At 60.0% G+C, this 15,483-nt stretch carries 13 protein-coding genes; 4 read left to right on the plus strand and 9 right to left on the minus strand.

Annotated features, from left to right (window positions below; genetic code table 11):
• Window positions 1-32: 32 nt before the first annotated feature.
• The gene (locus C2L65_RS33015) at window positions 33-1,115 is read right to left on the minus strand and encodes an alkene reductase (RefSeq protein ID WP_042305991.1); all 1,083 of its coding nucleotides are present in this window, start codon (window positions 1,113-1,115) and stop codon (window positions 33-35) included.
• A 372-nt stretch (window positions 1,116-1,487) separates the two neighbouring features.
• On the opposite strand from C2L65_RS33015, the gene C2L65_RS33020 reads away from it, so the two are divergent.
• Window positions 1,488-1,940 (plus strand): Rrf2 family transcriptional regulator, encoded by a 453-nt coding sequence (locus tag C2L65_RS33020; protein WP_042305990.1) that lies wholly within the window; start codon window positions 1,488-1,490, stop codon window positions 1,938-1,940.
• Between the two features lie 392 nt (window positions 1,941-2,332).
• Here C2L65_RS33020 and C2L65_RS33025 read toward each other — a convergent pair whose 3' ends face one another.
• The 3 genes from C2L65_RS33025 to C2L65_RS47220 all read right to left on the minus strand — a co-directional run bounded on the left by C2L65_RS33025 (window position 2,333) and on the right by C2L65_RS47220 (window position 5,131).
• Window positions 2,333-3,493 carry a PI-PLC domain-containing protein gene (locus tag C2L65_RS33025; RefSeq protein ID WP_042305989.1) on the minus strand — a complete coding sequence of 387 codons (1,161 nt, stop codon included), beginning with the start codon at window positions 3,491-3,493 and terminating at the stop codon, window positions 2,333-2,335.
• Between the two features lie 286 nt (window positions 3,494-3,779).
• On the minus strand, window positions 3,780-4,433 hold the full coding sequence (locus C2L65_RS33030) for a TetR/AcrR family transcriptional regulator (protein WP_042305988.1): 654 nt from the start codon (window positions 4,431-4,433) through the stop codon (window positions 3,780-3,782).
• Window positions 4,434-4,729: 296 nt separating this feature from the next.
• Entirely contained in the window at window positions 4,730-5,131 is a 402-nt protein-coding gene (locus C2L65_RS47220) for a hypothetical protein (RefSeq protein ID WP_156132266.1), read from the minus strand.
• A 253-nt stretch (window positions 5,132-5,384) separates the two neighbouring features.
• Here C2L65_RS47220 and C2L65_RS33040 point away from each other — a divergent pair, with 253 nt between their 5' ends.
• The 3 genes from C2L65_RS33040 to C2L65_RS33050 all read left to right on the plus strand — a co-directional run bounded on the left by C2L65_RS33040 (window position 5,385) and on the right by C2L65_RS33050 (window position 8,961).
• Entirely contained in the window at window positions 5,385-6,758 is a 1,374-nt protein-coding gene (locus C2L65_RS33040; RefSeq protein ID WP_042305987.1) for an MFS transporter, read from the plus strand.
• Between the two features lie 112 nt (window positions 6,759-6,870).
• The gene (locus tag C2L65_RS33045) at window positions 6,871-8,103 is read left to right on the plus strand and encodes a cytochrome P450 (protein WP_042305986.1); all 1,233 of its coding nucleotides are present in this window, start codon (window positions 6,871-6,873) and stop codon (window positions 8,101-8,103) included.
• Window positions 8,104-8,163: 60 nt separating this feature from the next.
• Entirely contained in the window at window positions 8,164-8,961 is a 798-nt protein-coding gene (locus C2L65_RS33050; RefSeq protein WP_081920835.1) for a glucose 1-dehydrogenase, read from the plus strand.
• Window positions 8,962-9,010: 49 nt separating this feature from the next.
• Here C2L65_RS33050 and C2L65_RS33055 read toward each other — a convergent pair whose 3' ends face one another.
• The 5 genes from C2L65_RS33055 to C2L65_RS33075 form a co-directional block, all read right to left on the minus strand.
• Window positions 9,011-10,258, minus strand: coding sequence for a multidrug effflux MFS transporter (locus C2L65_RS33055; RefSeq protein WP_233446704.1), 1,248 nt, complete (start codon window positions 10,256-10,258; stop codon window positions 9,011-9,013).
• A complete protein-coding gene (locus tag C2L65_RS33060; RefSeq protein WP_042305985.1) occupies window positions 10,255-11,733 on the minus strand; it encodes an MmgE/PrpD family protein in 1,479 nt (492 codons plus the stop codon). Before C2L65_RS33060 ends, C2L65_RS33055 begins: the two co-directional genes overlap by 4 nt.
• A gap of 123 nt (window positions 11,734-11,856) precedes the next feature.
• Entirely contained in the window at window positions 11,857-12,786 is a 930-nt protein-coding gene (locus C2L65_RS33065) for an electron transfer flavoprotein subunit alpha/FixB family protein (protein WP_042305984.1), read from the minus strand.
• Complete coding sequence (locus tag C2L65_RS33070; RefSeq protein WP_042305983.1) at window positions 12,786-13,535, minus strand: electron transfer flavoprotein subunit beta/FixA family protein; 750 nt, start codon at window positions 13,533-13,535, stop codon at window positions 12,786-12,788. The genes C2L65_RS33065 and C2L65_RS33070 overlap by 1 nt, the downstream gene beginning before the upstream one ends.
• Before the next feature lie 123 nt (window positions 13,536-13,658).
• Entirely contained in the window at window positions 13,659-15,380 is a 1,722-nt protein-coding gene (locus C2L65_RS33075; RefSeq protein WP_233446705.1) for an MFS transporter, read from the minus strand.
• Window positions 15,381-15,483 lie beyond the last annotated feature (103 nt).

The raw sequence follows: 15,483 nt of genomic DNA on the forward strand, positions 1-15,483 counted from the left end.
CATTCCAGTAGGTACTCTTGTTCCGCGGACTTCTATCCGCCTGCGGCTTCAGCGATTTCACCGAGCAACGGGTAGTCGTTATAGCCCGCTTCGTCGTCTGTATAGATCGTTTCCGGGTTGATGGCATTCAGCGCCGCGCCGCGTCGGAATCGTTCCACCAGATCGGGATTGGCGACAAAGGGACGTCCAAACGCCGCAGCGTCACCTTCTCCGCGTTGAATAGCCTGCTCCGCGCTTTCCTTCGTCAGTCCTTCATTGAGAATATATGCGCCATTGAAGACGCGCCGCACGTCACGCCCGATGCGCTGATCGCCACGATCCAGCGACTCGCGCGCAAAGATGAACGCGATGTGGCGTGCGTTCAGTTGCTCGGCGACATAGCGGAACAGCGCGCGCGGATTCGAGTCGTGCATCGAATACGAACTCGACATCAGGTTCAGATGCACACCGACCCGATTGGCGGGCCACACGGTGAGCAGCGCGTCGACGGCCTCGAGAAGGAAGCGGGCGCGGTTTTCAATCGAGCCGCCATAGCGATCCGTCCGTTCGTTCGAGCCGTCATGAAGGAACTGATCAAAGAGATAGCCATTCGCCGCGTGCAACTCGACGCCATCGAAACCAGCACGCTTCGCGTTCTCTGCGCCACGCCGGAAATCTTCGACGATGCCCGGAATCTCATCCGTCTCCAAGGCGCGCGGCACCGAGTAGGCGCGCATTGGACGAATTCGCGTCACGTGGCCTTCCGGGGCGATCGCGCTCGGAGCGACGGGCGCTTGCCCGTTATGGTAGACCGGGTCGGAGACGCGACCGACGTGCCACAGTTGCGACACAATCAGGCCGCCTTCGGCGTGAACCGTCGAGGTGACCTTCTTCCATCCTTCGACCTGCTTCTCGCTCCAGATGCCCGGTGTGTTCGGATAGCCAACGCCCTGCTGTGTCACAGACGTGGCTTCAGTGATGATCAGCCCAGCGCTCGCGCGCAGCGCGTAATGCTGCGCGTTGAGTGGACCGGGCGCGCGTTCGTCGAATGCCCGCATGCGGGTAAGCGGCGCCATGATGATGCGATTCGGCAGTTTCAGTGCGCCGATCTGGATCGGATAGAAGAGTGTGGACATTGCGTGAGCCTCGTCTGGATATTCAATGAGAGGTGGCAATGCGCGGTTGGCTGGCAACTGTCATCACATATCCGCGCATTACAATCCGTCTTGATATAACTAATGTTGTTACATCGTAGTCAAGTCGAATCGTACCGACAAGATTCAAATTTCGCAATAGACCGATGTTCCTTTGTATGTGGGCGGCGCTGATGGTAGTTTGTGTTAGAAAAGCCGTGTTTTTGTGTTATAAATACTCAAATTTAAGCTGAATTGAGCATGACGTACTATTGTCCGCTGTCGGCAACGGGAAGGGGATGTGGTCCGATGGCAATTTGACAGGTTCAGCTGTAACTAATATAGTTATATTTGAATAGATGATTAGGTTGTGATATGAGCGCCAATAGCCGTCTTACGGTGGCAACCCACATTCTGGCCTGGATGGCGCTCGTCGCACGCGATCATCCTGATGACCCCGTCACCTCCGAGCGGATCGCCGCGAGCGTGAAGACCAATCCCGTTGTGATCCGACGCACGCTCGGCGTCCTGTCTAAAGCTGGGCTTGTGCAAAGCTATCGCGGCATCAATGCGGGATGGCGACTCGCCAGGCCCGCTGAAAAGATCTCGTTGCTCGACGTGTTCGATGCGCTCGAAGAGGGCAGCCAGTTCGGGTTGCATCCGACGCAGCCGAGCCAGGCTTGCCCTGTCGGGCGGGGTATCGGCGCGACGTTGAGCCACGTCTACGATTCGATTCACGAAACCGTGAGAACGACGCTAGCGTCGAAAACGGTCGCGGCCGTGCTTGCCGAGATCCTTGAATCCCAGCGTTCGAGCACGCGTCATTGAACGTCAGGCTGCGTAGCGTGGATGGGTATGGGCATCAGCGCAAGACGTCCGGCTCTGCGTGGCGATACACACAGAGCCGGACGTAATTGCGTGTCAACCTGTACTGTTGCCACCGCGGCTGCCATCGATTACACGACCGTCAGACAGAGGCGCGTCGCCAGTTGGTCAGTTCACCCTTGTCCTCGATAAGGCGCTCGCCTGCGACGATCGCTACGTAGACAATTGGGCTCGCCGAGCCGCCAGCAGCTGCTCAGGACGGCACGCTCTCTCCGAGCGCAAGCGTCGCAAAGCCCGACGGACACTGCCGGAGTTCGCGGCGCTGTGGCCGGCCAGTCTTGGGAAAGCAATTGAACGCGAAGTTGCCGGTCTCCACACTCCAGGTTCGGTGGAACTCAGAACAGACCGGGCCGCTGCTGGCGCCGGCCGCCGCCCTGGCCCTGAGCCAGCTTGCGCGCCTGCTCGATCTTGCGTGCGGTCTGAGTGAGCTCCGTGGTCGCCTTCGTGTTCAATTCGAAGATGAACTTGCCCTTGTCGATGTCGGCGAAATCGACCATGACGATGTTGGGCATGAAGACCTTCAGCGCGACACCGTTCGTGTAGTCGGTCGACGAGACGTAGGTCGGCAGTCGCGATTCGATCGCCTCGCCAAAGCCGGCCATCCACAGCTCGGTGAGCGCGGTCGGACGGTTGTCCGGCCCCCACATGGTCGAGTTGCGCTCCCGGATGCTTCGCTTCAGGCCGGTGGTCGTCCAGTACATCATCCCCATCACCTCGGGGGCGGAATTGCGGGCGCCGATCTTCATCAGCCCACTTTGCTTCTCGATGTTGGACGCGATCTTGCCGATGTCGCTGTCGCCGTTGAGGGCGTTCGTGCCGCCCTTGCCGACGAATTGCAGCCCGTCGTAGCCGCTGCTGTAGCCGGTGCCGTCCTCGAGGCGCTTGCAACCCCAGATCCCGGTCGTCGAAAGGTAGCCTTGGCCGGCGACTTCGTCGATGCCCTTCGGAGTGAACAGCACGACGACGCGCTTCTTCAGCTGGTCGAGCGTCTTCTCGTTGAGGCTGCCCGTGCCCGTGTAGAGAGCGGCGCCGAGTTCGCGCACGCAGATCTCCGCGATGATGGCCCAGTTCGTGCATTTGTCGAACTTCAGGAGCAGGAATTCGCTGGTGTTGTATTTCACGAAATCCCTCGCCTGTTGCAGCATGTCCACGAGCCGCATGCCGAACGCGCCGTCCAGCGGCAGCTTGGTGGTGGTGACGTCAGTCTGCCTGCCGCCCAGGTCGAAGACGGCCTTGTTCTTCTTTTCCTTCAGGTGCGTCAGCTTCGGGTCGGCATGGAAGGCCTTCAGCGTCACCGGCGCGGAGGACTTGGTCGAATTCTTGGTTCCCGCGATCCGCAGGTCGAACAGCCGCACGCCGGCCTTGGCCTGCGCGAAGATGTCGAGGTCCTGGGTCTGGACGTTGGCGTCGCCGCCCGTGATGCCCGCGTCGTGGCTGCCGGCGAAGACGATGTCGCAGAGCCGCTTGCCACCGCCCAACGTGTAGTAAAGGATCATGGCCGTCGTACCTCCGATCGAGAGAGTGCGTATTCGACGCAAACCGAACGCTCACTCCACGTGTAAGCGAATGCTGCGGACGTGGCGATGCGGGTCTGAGTGTTTTTACTCCGACGCTTCCTTGCTGGTCAAACCATTTCGGCGTTACCGTGAACTTCTGCAATGAAGCCCGGTTTGATCCGGGCGTACGTTTTCAGGCGAGTTCAACGGATGGTGTCATCGATCGCGTTTCGGCGGGGCGTGGCATCGCGATCGTCCCCGCCTCGGACAGATCGCAGCGCCCAAATTACGAAGGAACCTTCCCAAGTGCATTCCACAGTATTTCCGTTGCTCGGCGAAACGCGGCCGCATCTGGCGCGTTTCGGCCCGATCGACGCATGAAAACAATCAACCCCTGCCAGTGCGAATAAATCAGTGCGCCTCGAATACGGCATTCGTCGTTTGGCAGTTCGGGATTGATCTGCGCGACGAGCACACTGAAGAGCGCCTGAAACTTCTCGCTAACTTCTTCCATCAAGTCGCGCACGGCATCGTGGTGTTCCGCTAAACACCAACACTCGAGTGCGAACGGACTGATCAGATTCTCCGAACGCGTGAGCGCATTGAACGTTTCATCGAGCAACGCATGCAGCCGCGCTTCAGGCGATAGGCGGTTGTCTTCCGCCAGTTCGTGAAAGCGGCTCAGATAGCGTTGCGCCAGTTCCTCGATCGTGGCCTTGAGTAAGGAATCGCGGCTTCCAAAGTAATGCTGCAAGGTGGCAAGGCGAATGTTCGCAGCCGAAGCGACGCCGCGTTGGGTAAAGCCGCCATTACCTTCGGATGCGAACACGCGGATGGCCGCTTCAAGTATCTCCGGCACGCGGGTTTCGCGGCGTCCCCGCTGGCCGCCTTTTGTATCGGGGCCGGTAACGTCGGTCAGGGCAATCGTCAGATTTTTCATTGGCGCGTTGAATCTTCGGAAGAGACTGGCTTGTAGTAGGCAGGTTGACCAGGAAACAGTAAGTCGTTTGACCAACTATCTATTTCTTTATACATCATGTACCCACGAACGCTCGGCGAATATGCGCATACATGTTGATGTTTAAGCGTAAACACCTACCAATCGGTTCCTTGTTTATTGGTCAAGTGACCACTACTATTTGGTCAGAGGACCAAGTAAACGACGGTCGAGGAGTCAGTAATGAACGGCAGGTCAACGACGCTTCACGGGTTAGTCGACAAGTGGCTGGCCCCCGATCACGCTGCTCCCGCGCGGATCATGCGATTGACCCGCGACGAAGCTGGTCCGCACCGTTGCGTGCGCGTCGAGGTTTGCAGACCGTCGCGCACGCTGTCCATGCTGTTCTTTCGCCACCGGGACGGCTCGTGGCAAGTATTCCCTCCGCAGCGCTCGCGTCCCTGCATGAACGCCTGGTAACGACACCCGGCGCGATAACCCGCCGCGCCACGCCCATCACCCACCAACACGAACGCGCGCCGCACATACAACGTGCCTCGCGCTTCAATACGAATTTTTTCGTCTAAGTGGATCGGAAAATCGTATTGGTAGCGTCGAAGATCGACACATAAGCTACTGACAGACAGAACGAATCCAGACAAAGCGGCGTGCCAGCGTGAATGCACGGCATTCGGCCACATGTGTCCGCGCGTGATGAGCGCGTGATCTCAACAAAGCCCTCGACGCGAATGAACCGCGAAGCAAGCTTTGCAGTTCAGGGGAATTGTCGCGTCCGCGTTTTGCGATTGATGGGTTGATGTGTCACTGGATGGATCGTATGTCTGCTGTTTTACCGGATGCCCTCTTAGAAGCGGCAGCGGTGCATGAAGGCGCAAGTTCTCGAGAGCTTCGAATCAACGACCGTGCCCGATTATTCATAATGGTGAGGAGACAATGCAATACGATCCCGTCGCACAGCACGACACGCATAGCGCCATCGAGCGGAAGCTGTTTTTAAAAGTCACGCTTCGAATTATCCCGATCCTGATTCTCTGTTTCTTTATCAACTATATCGACCGCGCGAACCTTGGCGTCCTGTTCTCGCCTCTGTCTAAAGAATTGCACCTTAGCGCGTCCGCATTTGGCTTTGCCGCCGGCATTTTCTTTCTCGGCTACCTCGTGTTCGAGGTGCCATCCAACATGGCGATCGTCCGCTTCGGCGCAAGGCTCTGGATAGCGAGGATCATGATCAGTTGGGGCATCGTCACGTGTCTGCTCGCGGCCACTCACAGCGTACCGATGCTCTATACGCTGCGCTTTCTGCTCGGCGTCGCTGAAGCGGGATTTTTTCCTGGCGTGCTGTTTTATCTGACATTCTGGTATCCACGCCATCTGCTGGGTCAGGCTTATCTGACACTGGAATTGAGTGTGCCCGTCTCGCTCGCGTTAGGCTCCGTGGTGACGGCGGGCCTGCTTTTGATGGATGGTGTAGGAGGCATCGCTGGGTGGCGTTGGGCATTCGCGCTGGAAGGCATACCTGCCGTGTTGATGGGCATTCTGGTGCTCTTTATTCTTCCCGACAATCCGGACAAGGCAAAGTGGCTCACGCAAGAGGAACGTGACTATCTGGCTTCCAGACTTGAGCCGGACGCCGGGCATTCGAAAGCCGATCTGAAAGAACTTAAGGCGGTGATTTTCGATTCACTGACGTGGCTTTTTATCGCCCTGGAGTTCTCAATTATCATCGGATTCTGGGCGGTCACCTATTTCCTGCCGAAGATCGTACAGGAGCGCTTTCACGTCGGCCCCGTCGATGCGGGTTTCATTGCGGCAATTCCGTGGCTCGCTGCCATCTTCGGCATTGCACTAGCAGCCTGGACGTCCCGCAAAACAGGCGATCGCAAATGGCACCTGTTGATAACCTTGCTGATCTCCGCCATCGGCCTGTGCGTCACGGCGAGAGCCGAGTCGCCTGTCGTTGCGTTGCTCGGAATCTGTTTCAGCGCAGCGGGCGTTCAGGCCGCTGTCCCGTTGTTCTGGACGATACCCGCCATGTCGTTCAGCGGCGCGCGCGCGGCGATTGCCATCGCCTTCATCAACTCTTTCGCAAGCACAGCAGGCCTTGTTGGTCCGTGGATTCTGGGTGTGTCACACGACCTGACGGGCACCAGCCGAACGGGCCTCTATGTGATGTCGGCATTTTTTCTGGTGTCCGCTTTCCTTGCATTCCATGTCAGTCAATCCCGTTCGAGAGCCGAAAAAGGCCGGGCAGCCCTCGATCTGCCTGCCGGAGCCGCACCTCAGACGAGTAGTGTCAGCATCGAATGAAAAAGACGGACACACGGCGCTTGCGTGCTTCTGTGGCAAGCGCCGTGCGAGCGCATGATCTAACGCACTGCGATACCAATCCAATCAGGTCGTCTTCGAGAAGGAGATATCTGTGCAACATGAATCAAACGAACTCATCGAGGCACGCGCCGAACGCGATTTTCCTTTTCAGCGTACGGGCTGTCCGCTGCGTCCGCCGTCGGAGTATGCGCAGCTTCGTGAGGAACAACCGCTCGCGAAAGTACGCCTGTGGGATGGCTCGGAAGCCTGGATTGCAACCCGTTGGGATGATGTACGTGCGATTCTCGGAAATCCGCAATTCAGCGTCGATCCATTCCGTGAGGGCTATCCTTCAGTGTCGGCGGCGCGGGCGGTGCAAGCACGCTCACGTCAGGCGTTCATCAACATGGACGACCCCGATCACGCGCGGTTCCGCCGCATGCTAACGAAAGATTTCATGCAAAAGCGCATGAGCGATCTTCGACCTATGGTGCGCAAGCTGATCGACGAACTGATCGACAAGATGATCGAACACGGTCCGCCGCTCGACTTCGTTACTCACTTTTCTCAACCTCTGCCATCCATGGTGATTTCCGCGCTGCTCGGCGTGCCGTATGAAGACCACACGAAACTCGGCACCTGGAGCAGCACGCGCAACGATCACACTGCATCGCCTGAGGTCGTGCAAGAGGCCGTGCGGAATATGGAAGTCCATCTAGGCGAGATCATCGCTCGCAAGGAAGAGAATCCTGGCGACGGCAACGATATGTTGAGCCGCCTGGTCGTCGAGCAGATTCGTCCGGGGCATGCGTCGCGCGAAGAGGTGGTTCGGATCGCTTCGCTGCTGTATTCGGCAGGGCATGGCACCACTAGCAGCCAGATAGGTCTTGGCACCTTGTCGATGCTGATGAACCCGTCGCAGCGCGCCGAACTGGAGGCTGACCCTTCGTTGTTATCGGGTGCGGTGGAGGAAATGTTGCGCTTTCACACGATCGCTCACCTCAATTCAGCGAGAGTCGCGACGGCAGACGTGATGATCGGCGATCAACTCATTCGGGCGGGAGAAGGCGTCTATCCGCTGATTCTTGCAGCCAATCGCGATCCCGAAGTATTTCCTGAACCGGACACTTTCAATATTCATAGAAAGCCGCAGGAGCACATGGCTTTCGCCTACGGAATTCACCAGTGTCTGGGCCAGCCGCTAGCGCGTCTGGAACTACACGCGATCTTCAGCACGCTGTTCAAGCGGCTACCCGATCTACGTCTGGCGGTGCCTGTCGAATCGCTCACGTACAACGGAACCTCGCAGGTCTATCGGCTCGAATCTTTGCCTGTCACGTGGTAGCGATGTGACGTAGCACTTCGGGCTGCTATTTCATTCTGTCATTTTCGCGGAGCGGTGTGCGTGACGATACTCTCAACTAACCCGTTTGCACTATCTGACACGCGCGGTCCACTGTGCTTTTCCGACAAGGTGGCACTGGTTACAGGTGGCGCCTCCGGCATTGGCAGGGCGACGGCCGAACTGCTTGCGCGTGAAGGTGCGCGGGTCGTCATCGCGGATCGCTGCCGTGACGACGGAGAGGAACTGGCCGCACGTCTGAGACATGAGTATGGCCAGGCGTTGTTCGTGGAAGCCGACGTCGGATGCGCGTCGTCGGTGCAAGCGCTGGTCGGCCGGACCTTGCTGGAGTATGGACGGATCGATTGTGCGATCAACAACGCAGGCCTGTCCGAGACGCCTGTCGATCTGATCGGTGCATCAGGCGAGCAATGGGAGCGCCTGATGGCCGTCAACCTGCGCGGCGTGTGGCTGTCGATGCAGCATCAAATCCGTGCGATGCTCGACGCTGGCCGCGGCGCAATCGTGAATGTTTCATCGCGTACCGGGCTGGTCGGTAAGCCACGGTTGGCTATTTACACGGCCAGCAAGCACGGCGTGCTCGGCCTCACCCGCTCAGCCGCCATCGATTACGCACCGCACGGCATACGGATCAATGCGGTATGTCCCGGGCTGATACACACGCCGTTCGTCGATCAGAAATTTGGCGATGGTCTGCCGGACCTGGCGCGCACGATGAATCCGCTCGGCCGCATTGGCCGTCCGGAAGAAGTCGCGGAATGTATTGCATGGTTGTGCTCCGACGCTGCCAGCTTCGTAGTCGGGGTCTCGCTGCCTGTCGATGGCGGAGCCGTTGCTTGAGCATCGCACACACATCACGGTTGGCGACGATCGCTGTGATTCGTTGGCGTCAGGACGAGCGGGCGCGCGGTGCGAACTGGAACGCGAGCCCCGCGATGACGCTGGACACCACAAGCGTAGCGATCATCGAAAGCGCGGGGTTGTCCGGCAAAAAACCTGCAGCCGCTGTACACAAAGCACCATAGCCCATCTGCAAACTGCCATACAGTCCCGCTGCGGCACCGACCATTGAAGCGTCGACATCGAGCGCGCCACTGATCGCAAAAGGGCTGGACAGACCCGTCGCGTAAAACATCACGACCATCGGCGCCATGACTGTCACGACTGACCACGCGTGTACCAGGTACGCAACAGCAAGACTCGCGGACGCAGCAGCCATCAGGGCGCTCGCCGAAATCAGCGCGGCGCGGGAGCATACACGGCCGGCGATGTGTTTCGCCGTGCTCTGACCACACGCGAGTCCGACGACGAGCAGACAGTAAGAAAAGGCGAATGCCTGCGCAGAGAGTCCAAAGTGCTTCTCAAGAATAAAAGGCGAAGCGGAAAGGAACGCATAGATACCCGTTCCCGCGCTCGAACCGCCCACCGTATAAGACACGAACGCAGGTGACCTCAGCAAGCGCGCATAGCTATGGATGTAACGCGCAAGCGAATGCCCGTCCGACACGTCGCGTGTTTCGGGGACCATACACCAGACGGATAGCAGGACGAGCGCATTGAGCGCGCCGAGCGTGTAGAAGATGGCACGCCATCCCAGATGCAATACGAGTTGTGCGCCGATCACGGGCGCGATCGCTGTCGCTGCCGCCATCGCGATGCTTAGCGTGGCCAGTCTTCGAATCAGCGTCGTGGAACTGCAAACGTCGCGCGCGATTGCGCGCCCGAGCACGAGGCCGGAGCAACCGCCGAGCGCCTGCATGATACGGGCGACCTCAAGCGCCTCGAGCGTTGGCGCAACCGCCGCGCCGACGCTCGACAATGTGAAAATGATCAAGCCGCCGAGCAGCGCGGGGCGTCTGCCGTATCGATCGGAGAGTGGCCCATACACCAGTTGACCGATCGAAAGGCCGATCACATACAGCGTGATCGTCGCGCCAATTGCGGATGCAGTCGCCCCAAGTTCATGGGCCGCCGATGGCAACGCCGGAATGAACACATGCAGAGGAAACGTGCCGCACAGCGTGATGCCGACGAGAATGAAAAACGGCGGCGGAAGGCGCGAGGATGTTTCTACGTCGCGCTCCGCACTGGCCGCAGCGGGAAGTGCGGAGATTTGCGCGTCGCCGATATCGCTCACGCTTCGACTCCCACTGCGCGCATCGACTGGCACAAGGCGTTGAGCGCGACAGCAAGGCGATCGACAGGCAATGATTCAAGCGACATCACCACATCGGCAACATCGCGTGCCGCTTGCTGCAATGTTTCGGGCCCGTTGCCGTTCGCGTCCAGACCGACCATCACACTGAACTTACGGCGAATCTGTTCATCGGTAAAGTGAGTCGCGGCGGTCCACGGGTCGCCCGTTGCGTGATCTGCCGTTGCGGAAAAGACCGTGCCGCGCGCATGAATGTCGACACCACCAGGCACGCCACGCCATTGGCCGCCCGTCATCCACTCGGCGATGTTCGACGACGACGGTTCGGCCGTGACGCTGACGCGCTCGCGAAATGCCGCAATGCGCGGGTCATTCATGGTGGCCGTTTCATACCAGCGCGGACCCGGTGGAACGCCAAACGCAAGCGCGGCAAGGGCGTGAGCGTGACTGAACTCTGCGCTCAGCAGATCGAGTGGATGCTGTTCACGGAAAATCGGCGTGAGCGCAAACGGATTCGCGCGCACCACGACACGCGTGATGTCATCGGGCCGCAGCGCGTGCTGTTCGAGCAGCCGGCCAAACGCAGTGAGCGGATGATGAATCCAGCGACAGCACGGCCACGGCTTGTACGTCGTGTTGAGAATCTGCCAATCAGTCCCGAGCCCTGCAAGGAGCGCGCCGTCATCGTGATTCGGCGAGCCGTAGAATTTCCAGAATGCGTTCTCGCCGTCGAGAATATCCTTGAAGCCCGTGCTGCCGAGTCTCCCGAGCAGGGCCGACGACACGCCGATTTCCGCGCACCATCCGGCGTCGGCATACTTGTACATCGGCTGCTCGACGGATTCGGCCCACTTGCGCAAGGTGGGTTGCGGCGAGTTGCTGCCGCCGATGCCGAACGCGTGGTTGGCCTGCGCGCCATTCAGGCGCGCAATATTGGCCGATGCACCGATGGCAGCCCACGTGATGGTCGCCGCGGGTCCGCCGAGCTCGTTCCAACCGATCACCTTGCCATTCTCGATCTGCATCGGCGCACCCATCCAGCTACCGATGCGCGCTCCGACATCGAATCCAACGGCAATGGCGCCTAGCAAGTCCTGTCCGCTGCGTGCGTCGAGTTCGGCCAGTGCGAGCGCAGAAAAGACCGTGGCGTTACCGAAGTGTGTCGATGTGGGGAAGGTGTCGTCGGCGTCGAGTACATTCGCGAGCCGGGCATTTGCATAGGCGGCAGCGGTTGCCGAACTGCGTTTTGGCGAACCGATCACGCTTGCGTGCGGCGTGCCGCCAAGCATGTTGACGTAGTCCAGCGCGATCTGTCCGCTCGGTGTGTCGATTGCGCCGAGCGCACAGCCGATCGTATCGAGCAGCAGGCGTTTTGCCTCGTGTACGACGGGCTGTGGAAGATCGTCGAAGCGTATCTGAACCGTGAAGTCGGCGAGTGTTTGCGTCAGCGTGGTCATGTCGGCAACTCCTGCATGAGAAGCGCGTCGACTCGCGGACGGCAGCGTGTGTGGATGTCGAAGCGCAGTGTGGATGGATTCGCCTCGCGCGAACGAGGCGAGTCGTGCATTAGCGGGTGCGTGTCAAAGTGCTGCCTGCAACTGCGGCAACGCGTCGAACAGATCTCCGACCATGCCGTAGTCTGCGACCTGAAAGATCGGGGCGTCCGCGTCCTTGTTGATCGCGACGATCACCTTCGAGTCCTTCATTCCCGCCAGATGCTGAATGGCCCCCGATATGCCGACGGCGACATAGAGTTGCGGCGCGACGATCTTGCCTGTCTGCCCGACCTGCAAGTCATTCGGCGCGAAGCCCGCGTCGACGGCCGCGCGCGACGCGCCAACGGCGGCACCGAGCCGTTCCGCGAGCGGATAAAGCAGCTTGAACTGTTCGGCGCTTTGCATGCCGCGTCCGCCGCTCACGACGATGGCGGCAGCGTTCAGATCTGGCCGGTCCGACTTGGCCATCGTCTCGCCGACAAACTCTGATGTGCAGGACTCGATAGCGGTGGTGACTGTTACGACGTCCGCGTTTCCACTCGTCGTGTCGACGGGAGCGAAGGCTGTTGTGCGGACCGTTGCGCATTTGACGGGCGCGGACGACTGTACCGTCGCGATCGCGTTGCCAGCATAAATCGGCCGCTTGAACGTATCGGCGCTGAGCACGGCAACGATGTCCGAAACAGGATCGGTGTCGAGCAGGGCGGCGATACGCGGCAACACGTTTTTGCCATGCGAGCTTGCGGCACAGAGAATGTGGCTGAAATCACGTGCCAGTGAAGCTGCAAGCTGCGCAATGTTTTCGGGCAACTGGTGTGCGTACGCGGCATGGTCCGCAACAAGCACGGTCTTGACATGAGCAATGCGCGCAGCCTGGAGCCCGACGTCCTGCAACTGATGTCCCGCCACCAGCAGCGTGACGTCGCCGCCAATCGCCTGAGCGGCGGCGATGGTGTTGAGCGTTGCGCTGGCGAGCGCGCCTTTCGAATGTTCTGCAATTACGAGAATAGCCATCAGATCACCTTCGCTTCCGTTTTGAGCCGCTCGACGAGTTGTGCGACAGACTCGACCTTGACACCCCCGCTGCGCTCAGCGGGCGGCTCTACGCGCAATGTCGTCAACGAACTTTCGACGGATGTGCCAAGCGTGTCGGCCGCGAGCGTTTCCAGAGGCTTCTTTTTGGCCTTCATGATGTTCGGTAGCGTCGCGTATCTCGGCTCGTTCAGACGCAGGTCGGCCGTGACGATGGCGGGCAGCGCCAGCGACACGGTTTGCAGACCGCCATCCACTTCGCGCGTCACCTGCACCCGCTCGCCGTCGATATCGACAGCGGACGCGAAGGTGCCTTGCGGCCAGTCCAGCAGCGCCGCAAGCATCTGCCCTGTCTGGTTGTTGTCGCTATCGATCGCCTGTTTGCCGAGTAGAACGAGTCGCGGCTGCTCCCGCTCGACAACGGCTTTCAGCAGCTTCGCGACGGCGAGCGCGCCGGGCGTCGCGGCGGTCTCGACGAGCACGGCGCGATCGGCGCCCATCGCCAGCGCCGTGCGCAACTGCTCATGCGCGGCGGCGGGCCCGATGGATACGGCCACCACCTCGGTCGCGATGCCTTTTTCCTTCAGGCGCACGGCTTCCTCGACGGCAATTTCGCAGAACGGGTTGATCGACATTTTCACGTTGTCGAGTTCGACACCGCTTTGATCTGCTTTCACGCGCACCTTGACGTTGTGGTCGATGACGCGTTTGACCGTAACCAATACCTTCATGCTGACGACCTCATAGCGTGATTCCTTTTCATGAAAGACAGAACGCAGTTGAACATTTGCGGCCCGCGAATTCCAATCGCTTGTTGTTGTCGAGTGATCGCTAAAAAATATCGACGTGCGCAGTCAGTGCGTGAGTTGCGGGCCGCCCACTTCGACGTAGTCATCGTCGAGTGACTCGGCATTGGAGCGCTCCAGTGCGGCATGTGCGGCGGCTTCGTCCTGCAACAGCGTGCGGCTCGCCACCAGCAACGCACCGATCGAAACGGGCAGCACGCCGATCGCGGAGAGAATCGCCATGCGAAGGTCGCCCGACGCGTCGCTGACGATGCCGACGAAATACGGACCAAGGCCGAGGCCGAAAATGTTGGGTCCGAGCGAAAAAGCGGCAAATGCCGTGCCGCGCAGACGCGGGATCACAAGATCCTGCGTGGTTGCCTGAAGCGGGCCGAACCACATCGGCACGAAGAAGGTCGCGACGGCATACGCGCAATAGAACACGGTGACGCTCGGCGTCAGATACTGCAGCACGCTAGCCGCGCTGAAGACCGTTGCCGTTACGCAGACGAAGTAGAGCCGTCCAAACGGATGCCGGCGTTTGGCCCAGTCGCACAGGTAACCGCTCACGCTGATGCCTGCGCCGCCAGCGATGATCGCGATGATCCCCAGGTGCAGACCTGCTTGCGCAGTCAATCCGAGCTTGCGGCTCGCGTAGACAAAAACGAATGCGTTGACGGCATTCATTGCAAACGCGAGGAAGGCGCCCGCTACCGTCACAGCAGCAAAGGTGCGCGAGCCCGTGATCAGACGATGCGCGTAGGCGTCGCCCAACCGCGTTGCCTGATACCAGTTCGAACAGACATAGAACGCAACGGCGATCGCGAACCACTGGACCAGGTTGCTGGTGATATCGAAGCCGCCCACCGTCGCGATCACGGCCTTATGGCCTGCCGACAGCACCTGGTTGGTACCCGCTGTGGCGATGCATACCAGCGCAACTGCACACAACAAATAGACGAAGTTGCGCGCATATTCGCGGCGTGGCGCGTTCAGCGCCTGAAGGCGTAACCAGCTCCACGGCGGAATCATCGAGCCGAGGTCGCGCAACGCATGCAGGAACGGATGCGGGTCCTTTCTGGCGGGCACCGCATCGAGCCGGCCGCGCATAGGCTCGCGGACCGTCAGCATGACGATCAGCGCGAACAGCATGCCCGGCACGCCTACGCCAATGAACGACGCCTGCCATCCCGACAGTCCGAGCGGAGCGGTACCGTTCGCGTAGGTCCGCTCCCACGCCGACACAATCGACCCGCCGATCACGAGCGATGCGCCAGCACCCACATAAACGCCGACCGAATAGAGCGCGAGAACTGTGCCGCGACGCGCCCTTTCGAAGTAGTCACCGAGCAGCGATACGGCTGCAGGCGTGGCGCTCGCTTCGCCGATACCGACACCGATGCGCGCCGTGCCGAGCTGCACGAAGTTGCGCGACAACCCGGACATGGCCGTCATCAACGACCAGAACGACAGCCCGAGTGCCAGCGTGCGAACGCGGCTCCAGCCATCCGCGAGGCGAGCTAGAGGAATGCCGAACACGCAATAAAAAAGTGCGAACGACGTGCCGTACAGCAGGCCGAGTTGCGCGTCGGAGATACCCATGTCTTTCTTCAGATAGGGCGCGAGGATGGTGACGATCTGCCGGTCGATATAACCGAACGCATAGATTAGCGTCAGGATGAAAAGCACATACCAGCGATACCAGGGGCGTTCATGCGTCGTCATGACTAGCCTTTGCAAAAGCGGCGCCGCGACGGTCAGCGCGCGGCGCATGGTCGGATCGGCGGCCATGCGTGCGCGGTGGCAGGCAGGCCGACCTTGTTGAAGCACGTCGCGCGACGCGACTAACGGAAGCGGCTGGCGGGCATGGACGATGTCTCCTGATCTGGTCTTG

Source organism: Paraburkholderia terrae (assembly GCF_002902925.1).
Classification (GTDB): Bacteria; Pseudomonadota; Gammaproteobacteria; order Burkholderiales; family Burkholderiaceae; genus Paraburkholderia; species Paraburkholderia terrae.

Excerpts from the sequence above, each read along its gene's own strand:
- C2L65_RS33015 (WP_042305991.1), bottom strand. The coding sequence starts at position 1,115 with ATGTCCACACTCTTCTATCCGATCCAGATCGGCGCACTGAAACTGCCG.
- C2L65_RS33020 (WP_042305990.1), top strand. The coding sequence starts at position 1,488 with ATGAGCGCCAATAGCCGTCTTACGGTGGCAACCCACATTCTGGCCTGG.
- C2L65_RS33025 (WP_042305989.1), bottom strand. The coding sequence starts at position 3,493 with ATGATCCTTTACTACACGTTGGGCGGTGGCAAGCGGCTCTGCGACATC.
- C2L65_RS33030 (WP_042305988.1), bottom strand. The coding sequence starts at position 4,433 with ATGAAAAATCTGACGATTGCCCTGACCGACGTTACCGGCCCCGATACA.
- C2L65_RS47220 (WP_156132266.1), bottom strand. The coding sequence starts at position 5,131 with ATGTGGCCGAATGCCGTGCATTCACGCTGGCACGCCGCTTTGTCTGGA.
- C2L65_RS33040 (WP_042305987.1), top strand. The coding sequence starts at position 5,385 with ATGCAATACGATCCCGTCGCACAGCACGACACGCATAGCGCCATCGAG.
- C2L65_RS33060 (WP_042305985.1), bottom strand. The coding sequence starts at position 11,733 with ATGACCACGCTGACGCAAACACTCGCCGACTTCACGGTTCAGATACGC.
- C2L65_RS33065 (WP_042305984.1), bottom strand. The coding sequence starts at position 12,786 with ATGGCTATTCTCGTAATTGCAGAACATTCGAAAGGCGCGCTCGCCAGC.
- C2L65_RS33070 (WP_042305983.1), bottom strand. The coding sequence starts at position 13,535 with ATGAAGGTATTGGTTACGGTCAAACGCGTCATCGACCACAACGTCAAG.
- C2L65_RS33075 (WP_233446705.1), bottom strand. The coding sequence starts at position 15,380 with ATGGCCGCCGATCCGACCATGCGCCGCGCGCTGACCGTCGCGGCGCCG.